Annotated in this window: 15 protein-coding genes; 2 read left to right on the top strand and 13 right to left on the bottom strand. The window is 49.3% G+C overall.

The features are described 5' to 3' along the window. Positions 1 to 60: 60 nt before the first annotated feature. From grpE to gpr, 9 genes are all read right to left on the bottom strand, one after another. Positions 61 to 627, bottom strand: coding sequence for a nucleotide exchange factor GrpE (gene grpE, locus AC6ESO_RS09205; RefSeq protein ID WP_497091617.1), 567 nt, complete (start codon positions 625 to 627; stop codon positions 61 to 63). 62 nt (positions 628 to 689) lie between these two features. Further along, on the bottom strand, positions 690 to 1,715 hold the full coding sequence (gene hrcA / locus AC6ESO_RS09200; RefSeq protein ID WP_494818683.1) for a heat-inducible transcriptional repressor HrcA: 1,026 nt from the start codon (positions 1,713 to 1,715) through the stop codon (positions 690 to 692). 303 nt (positions 1,716 to 2,018) lie between these two features. After that, on the bottom strand, positions 2,019 to 3,101 hold the full coding sequence (locus tag AC6ESO_RS09195; protein ID WP_497091141.1) for a C40 family peptidase: 1,083 nt from the start codon (positions 3,099 to 3,101) through the stop codon (positions 2,019 to 2,021). Positions 3,102 to 3,291: 190 nt separating this feature from the next. Then, on the bottom strand, positions 3,292 to 3,753 hold the full coding sequence (locus tag AC6ESO_RS09190) for an N-acetyltransferase (RefSeq protein WP_497091140.1): 462 nt from the start codon (positions 3,751 to 3,753) through the stop codon (positions 3,292 to 3,294). Between the two features lie 109 nt (positions 3,754 to 3,862). Continuing rightward, positions 3,863 to 5,020 carry a radical SAM family heme chaperone HemW gene (hemW, locus tag AC6ESO_RS09185; RefSeq protein WP_497091139.1) on the bottom strand — a complete coding sequence of 386 codons (1,158 nt, stop codon included), beginning with the start codon at positions 5,018 to 5,020 and terminating at the stop codon, positions 3,863 to 3,865. Between the two features lie 128 nt (positions 5,021 to 5,148). After that, the gene (gene lepA / locus AC6ESO_RS09180; RefSeq protein WP_494818679.1) at positions 5,149 to 6,966 is read right to left on the bottom strand and encodes a translation elongation factor 4; all 1,818 of its coding nucleotides are present in this window, start codon (positions 6,964 to 6,966) and stop codon (positions 5,149 to 5,151) included. A 66-nt stretch (positions 6,967 to 7,032) separates the two neighbouring features. After that, positions 7,033 to 7,527, bottom strand: a complete 495-nt coding sequence (locus AC6ESO_RS09175) for a hypothetical protein (RefSeq protein WP_497091138.1) — start codon at positions 7,525 to 7,527, stop codon at positions 7,033 to 7,035. 27 nt (positions 7,528 to 7,554) lie between these two features. Next, positions 7,555 to 8,874 (bottom strand): stage II sporulation protein P, encoded by a 1,320-nt coding sequence (spoIIP, locus tag AC6ESO_RS09170; protein ID WP_497091137.1) that lies wholly within the window; start codon positions 8,872 to 8,874, stop codon positions 7,555 to 7,557. 523 nt (positions 8,875 to 9,397) lie between these two features. Continuing rightward, positions 9,398 to 10,405 (bottom strand): GPR endopeptidase, encoded by a 1,008-nt coding sequence (gpr, locus tag AC6ESO_RS09165; RefSeq protein ID WP_494818676.1) that lies wholly within the window; start codon positions 10,403 to 10,405, stop codon positions 9,398 to 9,400. 188 nt (positions 10,406 to 10,593) lie between these two features. On the opposite strand from gpr, the gene rpsT reads away from it, so the two are divergent. Then, positions 10,594 to 10,866 (top strand): 30S ribosomal protein S20, encoded by a 273-nt coding sequence (gene rpsT, locus AC6ESO_RS09160; protein ID WP_210663126.1) that lies wholly within the window; start codon positions 10,594 to 10,596, stop codon positions 10,864 to 10,866. A 65-nt stretch (positions 10,867 to 10,931) separates the two neighbouring features. Here rpsT and holA read toward each other — a convergent pair whose 3' ends face one another. From holA to AC6ESO_RS09140, 4 genes are all read right to left on the bottom strand, one after another. Then, on the bottom strand, positions 10,932 to 11,954 hold the full coding sequence (gene holA, locus AC6ESO_RS09155; RefSeq protein ID WP_497091136.1) for a DNA polymerase III subunit delta: 1,023 nt from the start codon (positions 11,952 to 11,954) through the stop codon (positions 10,932 to 10,934). A 246-nt stretch (positions 11,955 to 12,200) separates the two neighbouring features. Continuing rightward, on the bottom strand, positions 12,201 to 13,322 hold the full coding sequence (locus AC6ESO_RS09150; RefSeq protein WP_497091135.1) for a zf-HC2 domain-containing protein: 1,122 nt from the start codon (positions 13,320 to 13,322) through the stop codon (positions 12,201 to 12,203). After that, positions 13,319 to 13,867 carry an RNA polymerase sigma factor gene (locus AC6ESO_RS09145; protein WP_090980011.1) on the bottom strand — a complete coding sequence of 183 codons (549 nt, stop codon included), beginning with the start codon at positions 13,865 to 13,867 and terminating at the stop codon, positions 13,319 to 13,321. Before AC6ESO_RS09145 ends, AC6ESO_RS09150 begins: the two co-directional genes overlap by 4 nt. Positions 13,868 to 14,198: 331 nt before the next feature. Next, a complete protein-coding gene (locus AC6ESO_RS09140) occupies positions 14,199 to 15,158 on the bottom strand; it encodes a D-2-hydroxyacid dehydrogenase (RefSeq protein ID WP_497091134.1) in 960 nt (319 codons plus the stop codon). A gap of 173 nt (positions 15,159 to 15,331) precedes the next feature. Between AC6ESO_RS09140 and AC6ESO_RS09135 the strand changes: the two genes are divergently transcribed. Next, positions 15,332 to 15,649, top strand: coding sequence for a hypothetical protein (locus AC6ESO_RS09135; protein ID WP_497091133.1), 318 nt, complete (start codon positions 15,332 to 15,334; stop codon positions 15,647 to 15,649). The last annotated feature ends 34 nt before the right edge of the window (positions 15,650 to 15,683 follow it).

Below are 15,683 nucleotides of genomic sequence, written 5' to 3'. Positions count from 1 at the left end.
AGTTCCTCCTCAAAGGTATATATTTTGTACGATCAAAATCATCTATAGGCAAGCTGATCGTTAACCGCTGACTTTCACCATAGCGGGACGCAGCACTTTATCCTTCAGGACATAGCCCTTTTGCACTTCTTCAACAACAACGCCTTCTTCATGCTCGTCGGATTCGACTTGCATAATGGCTTGATGGAAATCCGGGTTAAACGGCTGTCCTACCGCATCCATCGCTTTCAGTCCCTCAGCTTCAAGCACTTGCTCAAGCTGGCGGAAAATCATATCGACGCCTTTGGAGAACGATTCACCGTCGCCGCCGTTCTTCGCAGCTTCAATAGCACGGCCAAAGTTGTCTACTACCGGCAGAAGCTGCCCGATTAGTTTCATGGAAGCATATTGCCCAAGCTCTTCCTTCTCTTTCATCGTACGACGACGGAAGTTGTCAAAGTCGGCTTGTGCTCTTAAGTATCGCTGTTGGTTCTCTTCGGCTAATTTCTCAAGAGCCTCTACACGGGAATCTTCTGCGCTTCCTTCTTCTTGGGGAGCTGCCGTTTCTTCGTTCACCGTATCCTGCACTTCGTCAGCTGCACGGTTCTCTTCATGTTTATGTTCTTCATCTGTATGCTGTTCATTCACAGACACGAGCGCTTACACCTCCTGAAAGTAATCCCTAATGCCATAACACATGCTAATTTGCGTCATTTGTACCATCGGCCGAGCAGAACCGCCATATCCTTGGACAGTAAATCCAGCAAGCTGATGACTTTACCGTAATCCATTCGTGTCGGTCCCAAAATCCCAATCGTGCCCAGCTGTTTGCCTTGTGCCGAATAAGTCGCCGTAATCAAACTGCAGTTGTTGATCGCCTCATGGGTATTCTCTGTTCCGATACGAACTTGAATACCGCTTGGCAGCGTACTGAACATCTGCATAATGGTCGGCGTCTCGTCAAGCAGGTCGAGCAGCGTCTTTACTTTGTCGACATCCTTGAATTCCGGCTGTGTCAGCATGTTCGTCGTCCCGCTTAAGAAAACACGATGATCGTCTTCGCTCATTAAAGCATCGTCGAGTACACCGAGGAGTCGCTCGCATTGGTCCGCATAACGGCCAAGCTCCTGACCGACTTCGGAATACAGCTTCGATTTAAGGCGCGCAATTGGCACCCCGATCAATTTGCTGTTTAGAATGTTAACAGCCTGCTGCATTTCCTCCATGCTCATATCATCCGGCAAGGAAATCGTACGATTCTCAACATGACCGGTATTGGTAACGATAATGGCTACCGCCGTGTCATCGCTGATGGGAACGAGCTGGAAATGCTTCAGCGAATTCGTAAACGTCTCCGGCCCAAGCACGATGCTCGTGTAATTCGTCAGATTGGACATAATCATGGCTGCATGTTGAATGATCTGTTCCATTTGGTTCACTTTCTCCGTGAAGAAGGAGCGAACCGTTTGCATATCCTGTTCGTTAACTTGACTCAGTCTTACAAGATGATCGACGTAATAGCGGTAGCCTTTAATAGATGGAATACGACCTGCCGAGGTGTGAGGCTGTTCCAGAAATCCGAGCTCTTCCAAATCAGCCATTTCGTTACGAATCGTTGCCGGGCTAAAGCTGACATCGCTTCGTTTCGAAATGCTGCGTGAACCAATTGGCTCCGCTGAGCGGATATAATCGTCTATGATGACATTCAAAATCATTCGTTGCCGTTCAGTTAACATCGCAGTCCCTCCCGGTTTCTCAAGGTCAATTCGTGCTGTTGCTGCTTCCCTTTATTACGGTCATCCCTTTGCCGTTAGCACTCGTTATCGATGAGTGCTAATCATTACTACAAAAATACCAAAACCGCTTGCCAATTGTCAAGTCAGTTCGATATTTTGGGCCGGAAGAAAGGCAGTTGTTTACATAAAGATGCCACATTTCACAGTAGTATTGTGCCTGCGACTTCTTCGTAATAAAAAAGCCGTCTCAAAAGTCAGCGTCAGCCTGCACACTTTCGAGACAGCATTGTTTGGTTCGTTCCTTTAGAGCACTCTTCTTCCCCACAAAATCCGTTTATCCCAGTTCCCTTTCAGTTCAGTAATCGTAACGCCGGGACTTCCATACGTATGAATGACCTGATTGTTACCGATATAGATTCCGACATGGCCGACAATTTTATTGCTGCTGTACCTGCCGGGGGTGTAGAAGAAAACAATATCGCCCGGAATGAAGTTCGCCTTGGTCAAGTATTTGCCGATCTTCGATTGCGCTCTTGATGAACGCGGCAGCTCAATGCCGACATGATCAAAAACATGCTGCACAAACGACGAGCAATCGAACTTGCGGCTCTTGGCATATGGTGCCGCATCGAATTTGTATGGGATCGCCATGAATTGCTTGGCAAAAGAAATGACCTTCTCCGCATCTGCGCTGGGTTCTATATTCCCCCCCGAGTTTCCATTGGGATTCTCGCCTGGGTTCTCGCCGCCTGTGTTTGAATCAGGGTTGTTATCGGGATTGCTATCCGGGTTTGGCCCCCAATCCGTATTCCAATCCGTATTTCCATCTGTGTTGCCATCTGTATTCGGGTCCCACTGCGAATCATTCGTGTCGAGCGCCTTTGCTCTAATCGTGTTCCTTCGCACACTTAACGCCGATGATTGTTTGGGCTTATCCCCTGGTGGAGGTGTGACCACGATGGAGTTCAGCTTCGCATCCCATTCAAGCGGCGTTTGCCAAAGCTGCGACAACGAACTCATTTCCAAATACAGCTTACGATCCATTAGCTGCGGTGCCTCATGCAGCATAATTGGCTCGTCTCCGACGTTAGCCTGTTTGTCATTCAGGTTGAATCTATAAATGGGATCCGTATACCCCATCGATGCGGACCTGCTTGTTGGTTCCATCTCGTATCGATAGCCGAACAGCTCCGCGGCTTTATCAGCCGGAATCCAAACCTTCCCGTTTCTCATCTTATAAGGTGTCGTTACCGCCCCTTGATGACCTTGCAGCTGTAAATTAACGAGCGAGCCGCTTGCGTTATTCTTCTCTACATGCGCATTCTCTATAACCGAACAAGAGGCCAGTATTAGCGCTACGGAGATAAAGATCATTAAGCGTTTCATAATTTGCGTATCCTCCTGTAAGGGTTGCTGATCTCATGCTGTCAGCTTGTATTGTTCCCAATCAGGTCATTTTTATGGCCAATCGCAAGCTGGCACAAACAAAAAAGCCACTGTGACCTTATGAAAGGCACAGTGGCTTGTTCATTATATTAAGCTTGTCGTTGCATCATGGTTGGTTGTTGGATCTGCCTTAGTTCAACGTTCTAAGTACGGCGATTTCGTCACAAGCATGCTGTTTCGGACAGTGGATACAGTCCGTCCACACCTTCTCGGGAAAAATCTCCTTGTTGACGATCGTGAAGCCGTTCTTCTCGAAGAAATTGACTTCGTAAGTCAGTGCCATCACTTTAGGGATATTCTGCTCCTTAGCTTCAAGCAGCAGTTGATCAACAAGCTTGCTGCCAATACCAAGCCCTTTGTAGCCTTCAGATATGCCAAGCGAGCGGATCTCAACGAGGTCAGTGCCCAACTGTGTTAACGAACCGCAGCCGACTACTTCACCCGAAACCTCCGCCACAACGAATGTATGAATTTGACGCTTCAGCATATCGCGAGATCGCGGCAGCATAATTCCTTTCTCGGCGTACCCTGCTATTAAATCCACTAATGTTTCGATATCACTCTCGGTCGCCTTTCTGCATACCGCTTGCATCCCACTCGCCTCCGCTTCCATAAACTCTATAGTAAACTGCTTTTAACACGAATAAATATACACCAACATGAATGTTAACACAAGAATAATTTGACCGGATCCGCTCACTTTATCCGCTGATAAAGGCACCGAATACTTCGTTGCCAAGCGGGATTCCCTTCTCAGACAACCGATAACCGCCGCCATTGCCTTCCGTAGGCTCAATTAGCCCTTGCGAGAGCACTGTTTGGAGCGCCTCACCAAACACACTTTCAATCGTTTGACCGGGAAATTGAGCCGAGAAACGATCATTGTTCACGCCTTCAAGCATGCGAAGTCCAACCATCATGAAATCTTCCATCGCTTCATGCTCGGGAACCGGGTTCGTTTCAAGCCGCGGAAGCCGCTGCGCTGCCGCATCGATGTAAGGCTGAATCCCTTTAATATTGACATGCCGCTCGCCTCTTGCATAACCGTGTGCGCCTGCTCCAAGACCATAATAAGGCTCGTTACGCCAGTACGTAATATTGTGTCTGCTCTCGTGACCCGGCTTTGCGAAGTTGCTGATCTCATAATGATGAAACCCTTCCGCTTTAAGCCTATCAATCAGATGCATATACATCGCAAGCTCATCCTCTTCCGGAGGAAGCGGCAGTTCATTGCGCTCATATAACGTATGGAACAATGTGTTCTCTTCCACCTTAAGACCGTAGAGGGAGTAATGTGGAAGACCTAATTGCAGCGCACGATTCACGCTATCCGAGAGCTGTTCCACGCTCTGACCGGGAAGGCCGAACATGAGATCGATCGATAAGTTGCTAAATCCTGCCGTTCTCGCATTGTCGATGCTGCGGTAGACATCATCGACATTGTGAATGCGGCCGATCCGCTCCAACAGCCCGTTATCAAACGACTGTACACCGAAGCTGATTCGGTTGACGCCGCCTGCCTTCATGGCTGTCAGCTTGTCCAAATCCGTTGTTCCCGGGTTGGCTTCCATCGTAAATTCCGCATATGGATGAATCGGAAAATATTTCTTTACGGAAGTCAGAAAACGCTCCATCTGAGGCGGTGTCAGCACCGTAGGCGTGCCGCCCCCAACGAAAACAGTAAGGATTTCTTCCGGTGGAAGCACCTCGACTGTACGCGCCATCTCGCTCTCAAGCGCATCCAGATAAGCGTCTACCGGCTGCCCGCGAAGGACATAAGACGTAAAATCGCAGTAGTGGCACTTGTTCGTGCAAAAAGGGATATGAATATAAAGCGCCTTCGGCGCATGGGTAAACATTAGCGATTGTCACCTCCACAGTAAGGGAATTCGTATCAATAAGGTGAAACTTGTACGTTTATCATTAGAATGAAGAAAGGGAGCACGATGGCTCCCTTCCCAGAACAACGTCTCTTACTTGATTGATTCTAATCCTCGTCGATCTTAAGTACGGCCATGAATGCCTCTTGCGGCACCTCAACGCTGCCGACTTGCTTCATCCGTTTCTTACCTTCCTTCTGCTTATCCAGCAGCTTCCGCTTACGGCTGATGTCACCGCCGTAACATTTGGCAAGAACGTTCTTACGCATCGCTTTAACGGTCTCACGAGCGATAACCTTCGTTCCGATCGAAGCTTGAACCGGCACCTCGAACATTTGACGAGGGATCAGCTCCTTGAGCTTCTCGCAGATGATCCGTCCGCGGTGGTAAGCGCGGTCACGGTGAACGATAACGGACAAGGCATCCACCTGCTCGTTGTTGAGCATGATGTCCATCTTCACAAGCTTGGACTGGCGATAGCCGGACAGCTCGTAGTCGAAGGAAGCATAGCCCTTCGTGCTTGATTTCAATTGATCAAAGAAATCATAAACGATTTCAGAAAGCGGCATATCGTAGGTGATCGTTACACGGTTCGTGTCCAGATATTCCATGTTGACGAATTCGCCGCGTTTATTCTGGCAAAGCTCCATAATCGCCCCTACGTAATCATTCGGTACGATGATCCCTGCTTTTACGAACGGCTCTTCAACATATTCAATCTTACCGATGTCCGGATAGTTGGACGGGTTGTCGATCTCCATCACTTCGCCGTTCGTCAGCGTGACGCGATAAATTACGCTTGGCGCCGTCGTAATAAGCGGGATGTTGAACTCGCGCTCAATCCGCTCTTGGATGATTTCCATGTGAAGCAGTCCCAAAAAGCCGCAGCGATAACCGAAACCAAGCGCGGTAGATGACTCCGCTTCATAACGAAGCGACGCATCGTTGAGCTCCAGTTTCTCCAGCGCATCCCGAAGATCGTTATAATCCTGCGTTTCGATCGGATACAAACCGCAGAACACCATCGGATTGATCTTACGGTAACCAGGCAGTGCTTCTAAAGCCGGTTTCTTCGCATCAGTAACGGTATCCCCGACACGAGTATCCTTAACGTTCTTGATCCCTGCAACGACGAAACCTACGTCGCCTACAGCCAGCTCGTCAACGATACCCATACGAGGCATGAAGGCACCGACTTCGATAACTTCGAATTCTGCTCCTGTTGCCATGAAGCGAATTTTCTTACCCGCTTTGATACTGCCGTCGATAACGCGCACATACACGATAACCCCTTTGTAAGGATCGTAGTGCGAGTCGAAAATAAGGGCTTTAAGCGGATTGTCCGGATCACCTGTCGGTGCCGGAACTTTGCTGACAACCTGCTCCAATATTTCCTTGATGCCGATGCCCGCTTTCGCAGAGGCATGTACAGCTTCGCTTGCGTCAAGACCGATAACATCTTCAATTTCCTGTTTCACGCGTTCCGGCTCTGCGCTTGGCAGGTCGATTTTGTTCAGTACAGGAATAATCTCCAAATTATTGTCGAGTGCCAAATATACATTGGCAAGCGTTTGCGCTTCGATACCTTGCGCGGCATCGACAACGAGCAAAGCGCCTTCGCAAGCAGCCAAGCTGCGCGAAACCTCGTACGTAAAGTCTACGTGTCCCGGAGTATCAATCAAATTCAAAATGTATTCGACACCGTCGTCGGCCTTGTAACCGAGTCTAACGGCTTGCAGCTTTATCGTGATGCCGCGTTCGCGCTCCAGATCCATTTGATCAAGCACTTGCTCTTGCATTTCTCTTGATGACAACGCGCCGGTGAATTCAAGGATCCGGTCTGCCAGCGTTGATTTCCCATGATCAATATGGGCGATAATTGAAAAGTTGCGAATTCGTTTTTGTCTGTCTCGTACGTCCGCCATGCTAAACCCCCAGAGGTACCTAATTGCTAATCATTCTTATAAGTATAACAGCTTGAGGGGTCACCATCAATCCGTTACCGATTCAAAAAAAGAAACGACCATCCGAATCCCCTTCGCAGACACCGTTTGAAGCACCCCAGCCGTCCCATCTGCAACCTTATTCACCGTTGCATCGCTGCGCAAATCAGGCAAGCCCGTCAAGCGTTTATTGAGCTCTTCTTGGAGCTTCCGTTCATACTCCAGGCGAATTTCCTCTTCTGTTTTCCCGTGCTGCGCATCTGCAACAGTGCGTCTTTGTATATTCTGATCTACTTGATTCTCGGGGAGCTGCTCGATGTCAGTTGAACCCGAAGCACCGGATACAGAGCCGGATACAGAGGATTCATCTTCGTTTTCAGTCAGCACGGAGGATGAATATCCGGCAGGATTTACGGCTTGTACGCCTCCTTCAACGGGTCCATATACACGATCGATACCGCTCGAAGCCATATCTATACCAAACAAAATGATGAGCGCAACCGCTCCTCCTACCAGTGCCATTTTCATCGATTGACGACGCATTCCTTTCACTCCCCTATGTTTTAGCTTTTATTTCGTTTTCGATAACGGTGCTGTCACTTTCGCTGAATCCCAGTAGATGTCCGATATAACCTTCGCCAGCACATCAATGGTCCGATAGGATTCCTTCAACGTGTTGTCTACTCCGCCAACCTCAATCAAAACACTGTCCGGCGAGAGCGATTGGTTATATTCCCCGTTGCCGCTGGCTGTCGTTTTACCTAAAATCCCGCGTGAGAGTCCCGGATATTTCTTTTCCAGCGCCTCGTGCATGCGGTTCGCCAACGCTTCATTCTGCTTCCAATTGGGATTGGCCAGCCCGATGATGAAGAATACCTCCGCATACGTTTCCCCGTTTATGGTGATCGTCGTATTTTTGCGCCGCAAGGAATCTCGGTGGATATCAAAGAAGAATTTGAGATCGTTATTTTTGGCCATCGCATCGACGACCGTTTTCTTCGAATACTTATAGGATAGGAGCCAATTGTAGTTTTTAATCGCCGTTACATAATCTGTGGAAGATTGTTGTGCCCCGATACCGCTTTTCTCCAGTTGAAAAGCAAGGCGTTTGCCAAGAAGCGTGATGTTCTTCACCGACGATTCGGCGTATTTCTTACTGCTGATCTCAGGGAACCAGGATTCCCGACTGTGCGAGTGGTAGATAAAAACGACCTTCTTGCCTGCGGTCGTCGGATTCGCCGGACTTACAGGCTCTACTTGCTCCGGATCTGTCTCCGGCTTTGTATCTACCGGCGGATTCACCGGCTTCGTCGAATGTTCACCTGAATCTGTGCCGGTATCCGGCTCCGTTACGTCCGGCTCCGTATCTCCTGTTTCATGATCCGGCCTGCCCGAATCCGTAACCGGAAGCCCTGTTTCGTTACTGACTTCCTCTTGGCCCGGAATCGAATCATGATCTCCGGATTCGACTACCGCATCAGTTCCCGTCCCCGGTCGCAGGATGACAGTAGTGTCGCCGCTCATGCCGGGATATTGACTTGCTAACAGGCTCCTCGGATCTTCCGGATTAATGTCGGTCAGCAGCCGAAACAAAAATGTACTGATTTGACGGCCGTTAATGGCTGTTCTCGGCGAACCATCGCTTGTACCCGGCAACTCCATGGACAGCATGTCTTTAAATAATCCGCCGGATACCGCAGCCGCGAACCCCTTCATAGACGATACCGGCGAAGACGCGGCGTTCTGGTGTACAATCGCGCCGACGCCTACTACAATGACAAGGATCATCGATCCCAATGACAACAACGCAAAGGTACGGCCTGCTACGAGCAGCTGACGCAAACGCATGCTGCCTTTAGCAAGGTTCAGGGTGACAATCAATCGTTTCATTCCTTGTACTCCTCCCAGTTCCAATTGTGGCATTGCTTCATCGCGCACTAGGCTAGTATCACTTTATGAGGCAAGCGAATTTAATAGAACCGAAAGTTTACTAGAGTTGGAGAATCGCTAGTTTGCTAGAGTGATAGTTTTGGTAGAGTTGGATATGGATTGAGGTTGGGGATCGGGGATCGCAGATTGCAGATTGCAGTTTGCAAAACGCAGATCGCATTCAGCAAAAATCTAACGAACCGTAGGGGCCTTATTTGCGAATAATCGGCTCACAAATACTCAAAAACCGTCAAATAGCTCCCCTACGGTTCGTTAGAATAATTTCGGAGTCTATATTGGCGAAATAAGCGCCGTACGGTCGTTAGAGCAATGGAACACTATTACTGGGATGTAAAATTCGATCGAAGCCAAACTTCCGGCAACAGAAAGGGCTGCCAAAAAAGCGATAAGCACGCTTTTCCGACAGCCCGTAAGCACTGTGTGCACTTCTTTTATGTTGACGCCTGATTCAATAGCAATAGCCCTAATGTGTATAAGCAGCTACGTTCGTTTTATCGACTGCCTCATGCAGTGCAGCGTTCAATCCGCTTGCCACGATGTTGGCGATATCCTCGATGAATTGGTCGATTTCTTTCGGAGTCACAAGCAGATCATGGCCTAGCGGACCAAGTGCCTCACGCACAAGCTGAAGCCGCTCATTCTCATCGATAGAATCAAGCAAGCCAAGGAAGCCGTCTGCCTTCCCCGCCGCATGTTTCTTCAAATGATCCCGCATAAGATCGATGCTGTTGCTCACTATCGTCGACGCATACAGTACGGTCGGAACACCGATTGCAACAACAGGAACCCCCATGATTTCCTTCGTGATCCCACGCCGCTTGTTCCCGATCCCGGAACCCGGATGAATACCGGTGTCTGCAATTTGAATCGTCGTGTTTACACGCTCAAGCGCTTTAGATGCCAGTGCATCAATTGCAATGATGAGATCCGGCTTCGAGCGATCCACGATCCCCTGTACGATGTCGCTCGACTCAATACCGGTTATGCCAAGCACGCCCGGCGCAACTGCGCTTACATTTCGGTAGCCCGGCGCGACTTCCCCCGGCATGAGTTCGAAGAAGTGGCGCGTAACAAGCGCATTCTCGACAACGATCGGACCGAGCGCATCGGGCGTGACATTCCAGTTGCCAAGTCCGACGATTAATACATTCGCCGTCTTGCTGACGCCAATCCGCAGAAGAAACTCCGCAAACTCCTGCGCCAGCTTCGTAGCCACGCGGTCTTGCAGCACGGTGTCTTGCTTACGCAGCTCCGGCACTTCGAAGGTCACGTAGTGACCTATCATTTTGCCCATAATTCGGGAGCCTTCTTCAGTGGTTACTTCTAGTCTCGTGATCGTAATTCCGTCATCCTCCGATACTTCGGAGAGAACACCGGGTACCGGGCCGTTCCCTGCTGCCTCTGCATATTCCTTCGCTTCAAGCGCCAAATCGATTCCCACGTTAAACTCTTGCAGATCAAGCTCGCTCATGTTATAAGGGCGCTCCTTCCATCCGTTTGTGTCTAGTTTGCGAAAGCGAACCTCGAATTATGCGGTTACTGTCGTTTTAGGTGGATTCAGGCATGAACGAACTATTGCTTTTTGGTCATGCCCATGATACACTATGTCAAGTTGTGTTGTTACAAAGGGATTCTCCCTTTTTACAGGAGGTGAATGCAATGCCAAACATTAAATCCGCAGTCAAACGCGTTAAAACTATCGAGAAACGCCGCGCTTTGAACGCTTCGCAAAAATCAGCTCTTCGCACGGCCGTTAAAACTGCTGATCAAGCTGTTGTTGCTACTGATGTTGATGCTGCTAAAGCAGCTCTTATCAATGCTACAAAAAAGCTGGATAAAGCCGTAACTAAAGGCCTGATTCATAAAAATGCAGCTGCTCGCAAGAAGTCGCGCCTGGCTAAAAAGCTTAACGCACTTAGCGCACAAGCCTAATCAATCAAACGAAAGTCCTGCTCTTACGCCTAGTGCGTAAAAGCAGGACTTTTTTTATGTCCATATTAAGCGGCAAGCGAAAGTAGAAACAGCTCCAGCCCCAGCGTCTTATCGATGCGCCCCGTCTTCATGCTGTAATCCAGCTCTGCCAGCTTGTTCAGATGTTTCCCAAGGGTTTGCGCAGTAAACCGTTTCGCCTTCTCTGCGGCCAGCTTGACGGCGTAAGGATGCAAGCCCAGCTGCCCTGCCATCTGCTGCGGGGAATAATTATGCTGCTCCAGCTCTTTGACCTGAAGCATAATGCGGAATTGCCTTGCAATCAAAGCTGCGATCTTAATTGGCTCTTCGCGACGGAGCAGCAGCTCGCCATATAATTTAAGGGCACGGTCCACTTGCAGCGAAGCCATCGCGTCAATAAGCGCGAATACGTCCTCTTCCACCGTCGATGCAATCAAATGCTCCACATCGCTGCTGCTGATGGAGCCTCCGCTGCCGGCATGCAGACAGAGCTTGTCCACTTCATGCGCCAGCTGCTGCATGTTGGTCCCCGTGCGCGCCAGAAGCAGCTGTGCAGCGTCACGGCTCATCCCACGTCCCTGTTCCTCCGCACGCTTAACTGTCCACTGTAGAAGTTCGTTCTCCTGGAGCTCTTGAAACGGAATTAATGCATCCTGCTCCTTTAACAGCTTGACCACCTTACGGCGCTCATCCAGCTTCTCAGCCATGACCTGGAACACAATGACGCTGCTCTCACAAGGCTGCTTCAAATAAGCAATCAGCGTGTCTGTTCCATGCTCAAGTTTCCCCTCTTTGCCTTGTGCCGCGGCGAGCACGGAGGAATCCCGAATTAGCACCAGCTTGCGCGATGCGAAGAAAGGCAACGTTTCGGCCTCTGCTACTGCCTCTTCTATAGGTGTTTCCGATGTATCGAATTTTACTAGTCCCAGCTCTTGCTCGTCAGGAGGCAGCAGCTTGTCCGTTAAGCTCGACACGAACTGGCGCATGCGATACCGGTCTTTTCCGTACAGTACATAGACGGGACGAATCGTTCCCGCTTTCAATTCTTTCATGACATCTTTGATTTCCACGGCATAAGTCCCCCTTTAAACCACCAACCCTACGATAGCGCCATTTTGCAAAAAACGCAACAAAGGGATGAAGTCAGCTTGCGACTCATCCCTTTGTCCCCGAACATCTATATAAACACTCGCTAGCATACGGTCCATGGTACCGGCTGCGAATGGTCATACGACGTTAAGGTTCCGTCCTATGACTGGTTTCCTGCTCCCTACACCATACGCGAACATCCCGTAAAGTGTGCATCGCCCGCCACATTATTTAATAGATTGTACTTGTTGCTCGGCTTCTTTCTTGGGATCAACGGAGTACACCTGTTTGACCCCATCGCCATCGTTTGCCTCATACGTTAACAACGCACTGTCTTCAGACCACTTCAAATTCGCTATGCCTGCCCGTTTAACACCTTGGAAAATCATTAAGCTGTCTTGAACGGTATAGATGCGAACGGTATCCTCGACAATAAACGCTTGGTACAAGCCATCCGGCGAGATTGGCGAAGCCATAATGACGTTACTAGCGCCAAAGTCAGTACTCTTGTTGCTTGCCGACGTATTGGCATTATCCGCCTTACTGTTCGCGGCCTGATCTCCGGCAGCGCTGTCCGTAGCAGCAGCGGCATTGCCGGAATCGGAATCGCTTGAACGGGAAACTTCGTAGTTAGGCGACTGGCCTTTTACCGTTGGTGCCCCGCCATCGGTTTCCGTTGTAAGCGGCGGCATCACTTCACCGTTCGGATCGACATTGCGGCTCTCCGCCTTCATCATCGTTTTCGTATCCGATGTAGAAGCCAGTGGCGCAGCCGTTTCAGTCGTGATCTCGTTGGCAGCAGCTGCATCGTTCGTTGAGTCCGCCGATTGATCCGTACTGACTATAGAATCGGCTGAAGACGTATTCTGTGCCGTATCATAAGTATCGGATGAAGCTGTCGACATATCCTGTGCAGAATCGTCGCTCATCGAGCGGCTCGGGTCGTAATTGACGATAAACAGCCCCGCTATGATGCCTGCTGCGATAACGCCGCCAATTGCGCGAATCGAAAAGCGATCCGTCCATCTTCTCTTCTCCGAGTTTGGCGCAATTCTTCTAGGCATTGCCGATTGATCCGCTTCACGGTCTTGCATAGGAATATCGCCTTGAATGGTATCCTGAGCGACTTGAAGCTCTGCCAGCCGTGGCAGTATCGCATCCACTAAACTGTAGCTCGGCGTGACCCTCGGCAGGTTGGTTAGTCCGGAGGAGAGCGTTTCAAGCCGTTCAAGCATGGCTGCACATTCCGGGCAATGCCGTGTATGAGTCATCAAGAATTCGGCTTCCTGCTCATCCAGATCGCCGTCAAGCTGCCTTTGCATATATTCCATCACCTCTTGACAATTCATCCTCGGACACCCCCTCTCTGATAATCATGCAGGTATGTTTGCAGCTGTTGTCTTGCCCGGAATAAATAAGATTTGACCGTATTCAGCGGCAGATCAAGTGAATCGGCGATTTCATTGTACGAGAAATCCTGCAAATAACGAAGTACAACAACGGCCCTGTGATGCTCAGGCAGTTTGTCGATCGCTTTGCGGATATCCTGCGCTGCATAGGAAGTAAGAACTTCCTCTTCAACCGATTGATTATCCTTGAACACCATCTCATGCTCGTCAATGGATACAGTCGGTTTGGTTCGACGAAACTTATCGATACATATGTTAGTTACGATCCGCTGTACCCAAGTTTTAAACTGGGCTTTCTCTTCGTAGCTGCCGATTTTCGTATAAATACGAATAAGTGCTTCTTGAGCCGCATCCATCGCATCCTGCTCATTGCCTACAATATAATAGGCTGTCCGGTAAACATGATTCTCAATCTCGCGCAATAGAGAAATAAGAGCGTCGCCATCGCCGGCTTGTGCGGCTTTAATAAGGCCTGGCTCTACCACGGAGGATCCCCCCTTGCAACCTTTCAGACGGAAAGGTTCGTTATAATGTTGCACCAAGCCTAAACATTTCTTTATAAAAATTTAAGCTGTTGTGATGAAGCTAAATTAAAAAGATTGACCAACTGCCAAAAAAGGAAGGATAATCGCCGTATTCGGGCCGATCGGCAGTCTGTATTCAGCGAGAATTTAGGAAGAACGATGCGTTTTCGCTTCCATTTGAAGAAATGATGAAGGAAAGCATACTATTCAAAATGATAGCAGAAAATAGAAGAACCGTACACCCTACTAGAAATTACCAGTGGGAGTACGGCTTGTGGACTGCTAACAAAAATCAATATTGCGCTTGCCAGTCGACCACGTTTTGGCAAGGTTTACCATGAGCGCTGTAATGCTTTAAGTTATCGAGCACGATGGATAATGCCCGGTCCATATAATAAGGCGTATTTCCTGTTTCATGCGGGGTTAGAATAACATTCTCCATGGTCCACAAAGGATGATCTTGAGGCAGCGGCTCCTGCTCGAATACATCGAGTCCCGCTCCGCCGATCCGCTCCGACTGCAGAGCATCTACCAGGGCTGCTGTATCAGTTGTGCCGCCTCGGCCAATAGTAATGTAAATCGCGGATCGCTTCATGGCCGCAAACTGTTCCTTGCCTATGACGTGCCTCGTTTGCGCAGTCAGCGGCAAGCAATTCACGATGTAATCGCTCTGTGCGAGTACTTCATTAAGTTGTTCGATAGTGTACATATGGTCTACCCATTCGGCAGGCTCGCCCGACTTGCGAACGCCAAGCACGTTCATGTTGAACGCTTGGGCCAGCTTAGCCGTTTCAAGCCCGATAGCGCCTGTCCCGAGAATCGCAATGGTCTTCCCATGCGCTTCACCCATATTCTTCGAAGGTTTCCACGTTTGCGTTTGCTGGTTACGAATCGCGAAATGTACGTTTCTTGTCAAGGATAGAAGCATGGCAAAGATCGATTCCGAGATCCCGTTCGGATGTACGCCGGAAGCTTGAGTCAGTGTGACGCCGAGAGCTTGCAGCCGTTCCAGAGGGATATGGTCAACGCCTGCGCCTAAGTTTTGCAGCCACCTAAGCGGTATGCCGTCTGCATGGATGATTTTGAGCACATCACGGTTCCAGCCCAAAATAACTTCCGCCTTCATTAGAGCCGCTCTTGCCTCATCAGAGTCAAAGCCGCTAACACTATGATAATCCAAGCTTGGACAAGCATCTTGTATAGCCTTCACTTGTTCTCCGTCAAAAGGATGTACGGACACAATCGTTCCCATGGTCTTGATCCCCTTCCCTAACCGTTCTTTGCCACAGATTACCACCGCTCCAAGAACGATGTCAAACTGAAACCGTTTAATGTCGAACTAGCAAATGAACAAGGGAGATTTGATCTTCTTCTTAATCTAAGTATAATATGAGGTAGACAAGCGCACGAAAGGAGCCCTCCACGATGACTAAGACCAGCAATTGGTTTGACGATTATTTGGACCTCTACAACTTTGCCAAGCAGCTTGGCGATCAGCAGTGGCAGGAAGAGCTGCTTGAAGCGATGCGTCAGAAGGATGCATTGAACCGCGAAGAGGCTGTACGGAGTGCCAAAGAAGAGCTGTGGCATAAATTCAATACGATCAACCACCAAATGATGGATCTGCTTGCACAAATGAAGCAGAGCAGCGATCCCGCCGAGGAAAGCACGATTCGCGAGCTGATCGGAACGTTGAAGCTGCAGCGCATGGATTTGGCGAAGAAAATTAAATCGCTTCACTAAATAGATTATACACACATAAATGCGTTTCCCCGGT

This window comes from Paenibacillus rhizoryzae (assembly GCF_059686995.1).
The sequence above is the reverse complement of the archived record's forward strand: the minus strand, read 5'-3'. Positions and strand labels throughout refer to the sequence as shown.

Excerpts from the sequence above, each read along its gene's own strand:
- hrcA (WP_494818683.1), bottom strand. The coding sequence starts at position 1,715 with ATGTTAACTGAACGGCAACGAATGATTTTGAATGTCATCATAGACGAT.
- AC6ESO_RS09195 (WP_497091141.1), bottom strand. The coding sequence starts at position 3,101 with ATGAAACGCTTAATGATCTTTATCTCCGTAGCGCTAATACTGGCCTCT.
- AC6ESO_RS09190 (WP_497091140.1), bottom strand. The coding sequence starts at position 3,753 with ATGCAAGCGGTATGCAGAAAGGCGACCGAGAGTGATATCGAAACATTA.
- hemW (WP_497091139.1), bottom strand. The coding sequence starts at position 5,020 with ATGTTTACCCATGCGCCGAAGGCGCTTTATATTCATATCCCTTTTTGC.
- lepA (WP_494818679.1), bottom strand. The coding sequence starts at position 6,966 with ATGGCGGACGTACGAGACAGACAAAAACGAATTCGCAACTTTTCAATT.
- AC6ESO_RS09175 (WP_497091138.1), bottom strand. The coding sequence starts at position 7,527 with ATGCGTCGTCAATCGATGAAAATGGCACTGGTAGGAGGAGCGGTTGCG.
- spoIIP (WP_497091137.1), bottom strand. The coding sequence starts at position 8,874 with ATGAAACGATTGATTGTCACCCTGAACCTTGCTAAAGGCAGCATGCGT.
- gpr (WP_494818676.1), bottom strand. The coding sequence starts at position 10,405 with ATGAGCGAGCTTGATCTGCAAGAGTTTAACGTGGGAATCGATTTGGCG.
- rpsT (WP_210663126.1), top strand. The coding sequence starts at position 10,594 with ATGCCAAACATTAAATCCGCAGTCAAACGCGTTAAAACTATCGAGAAA.
- AC6ESO_RS09150 (WP_497091135.1), bottom strand. The coding sequence starts at position 13,322 with ATGAATTGTCAAGAGGTGATGGAATATATGCAAAGGCAGCTTGACGGC.
- AC6ESO_RS09140 (WP_497091134.1), bottom strand. The coding sequence starts at position 15,158 with ATGGGAACGATTGTGTCCGTACATCCTTTTGACGGAGAACAAGTGAAG.
- AC6ESO_RS09135 (WP_497091133.1), top strand. The coding sequence starts at position 15,332 with ATGACTAAGACCAGCAATTGGTTTGACGATTATTTGGACCTCTACAAC.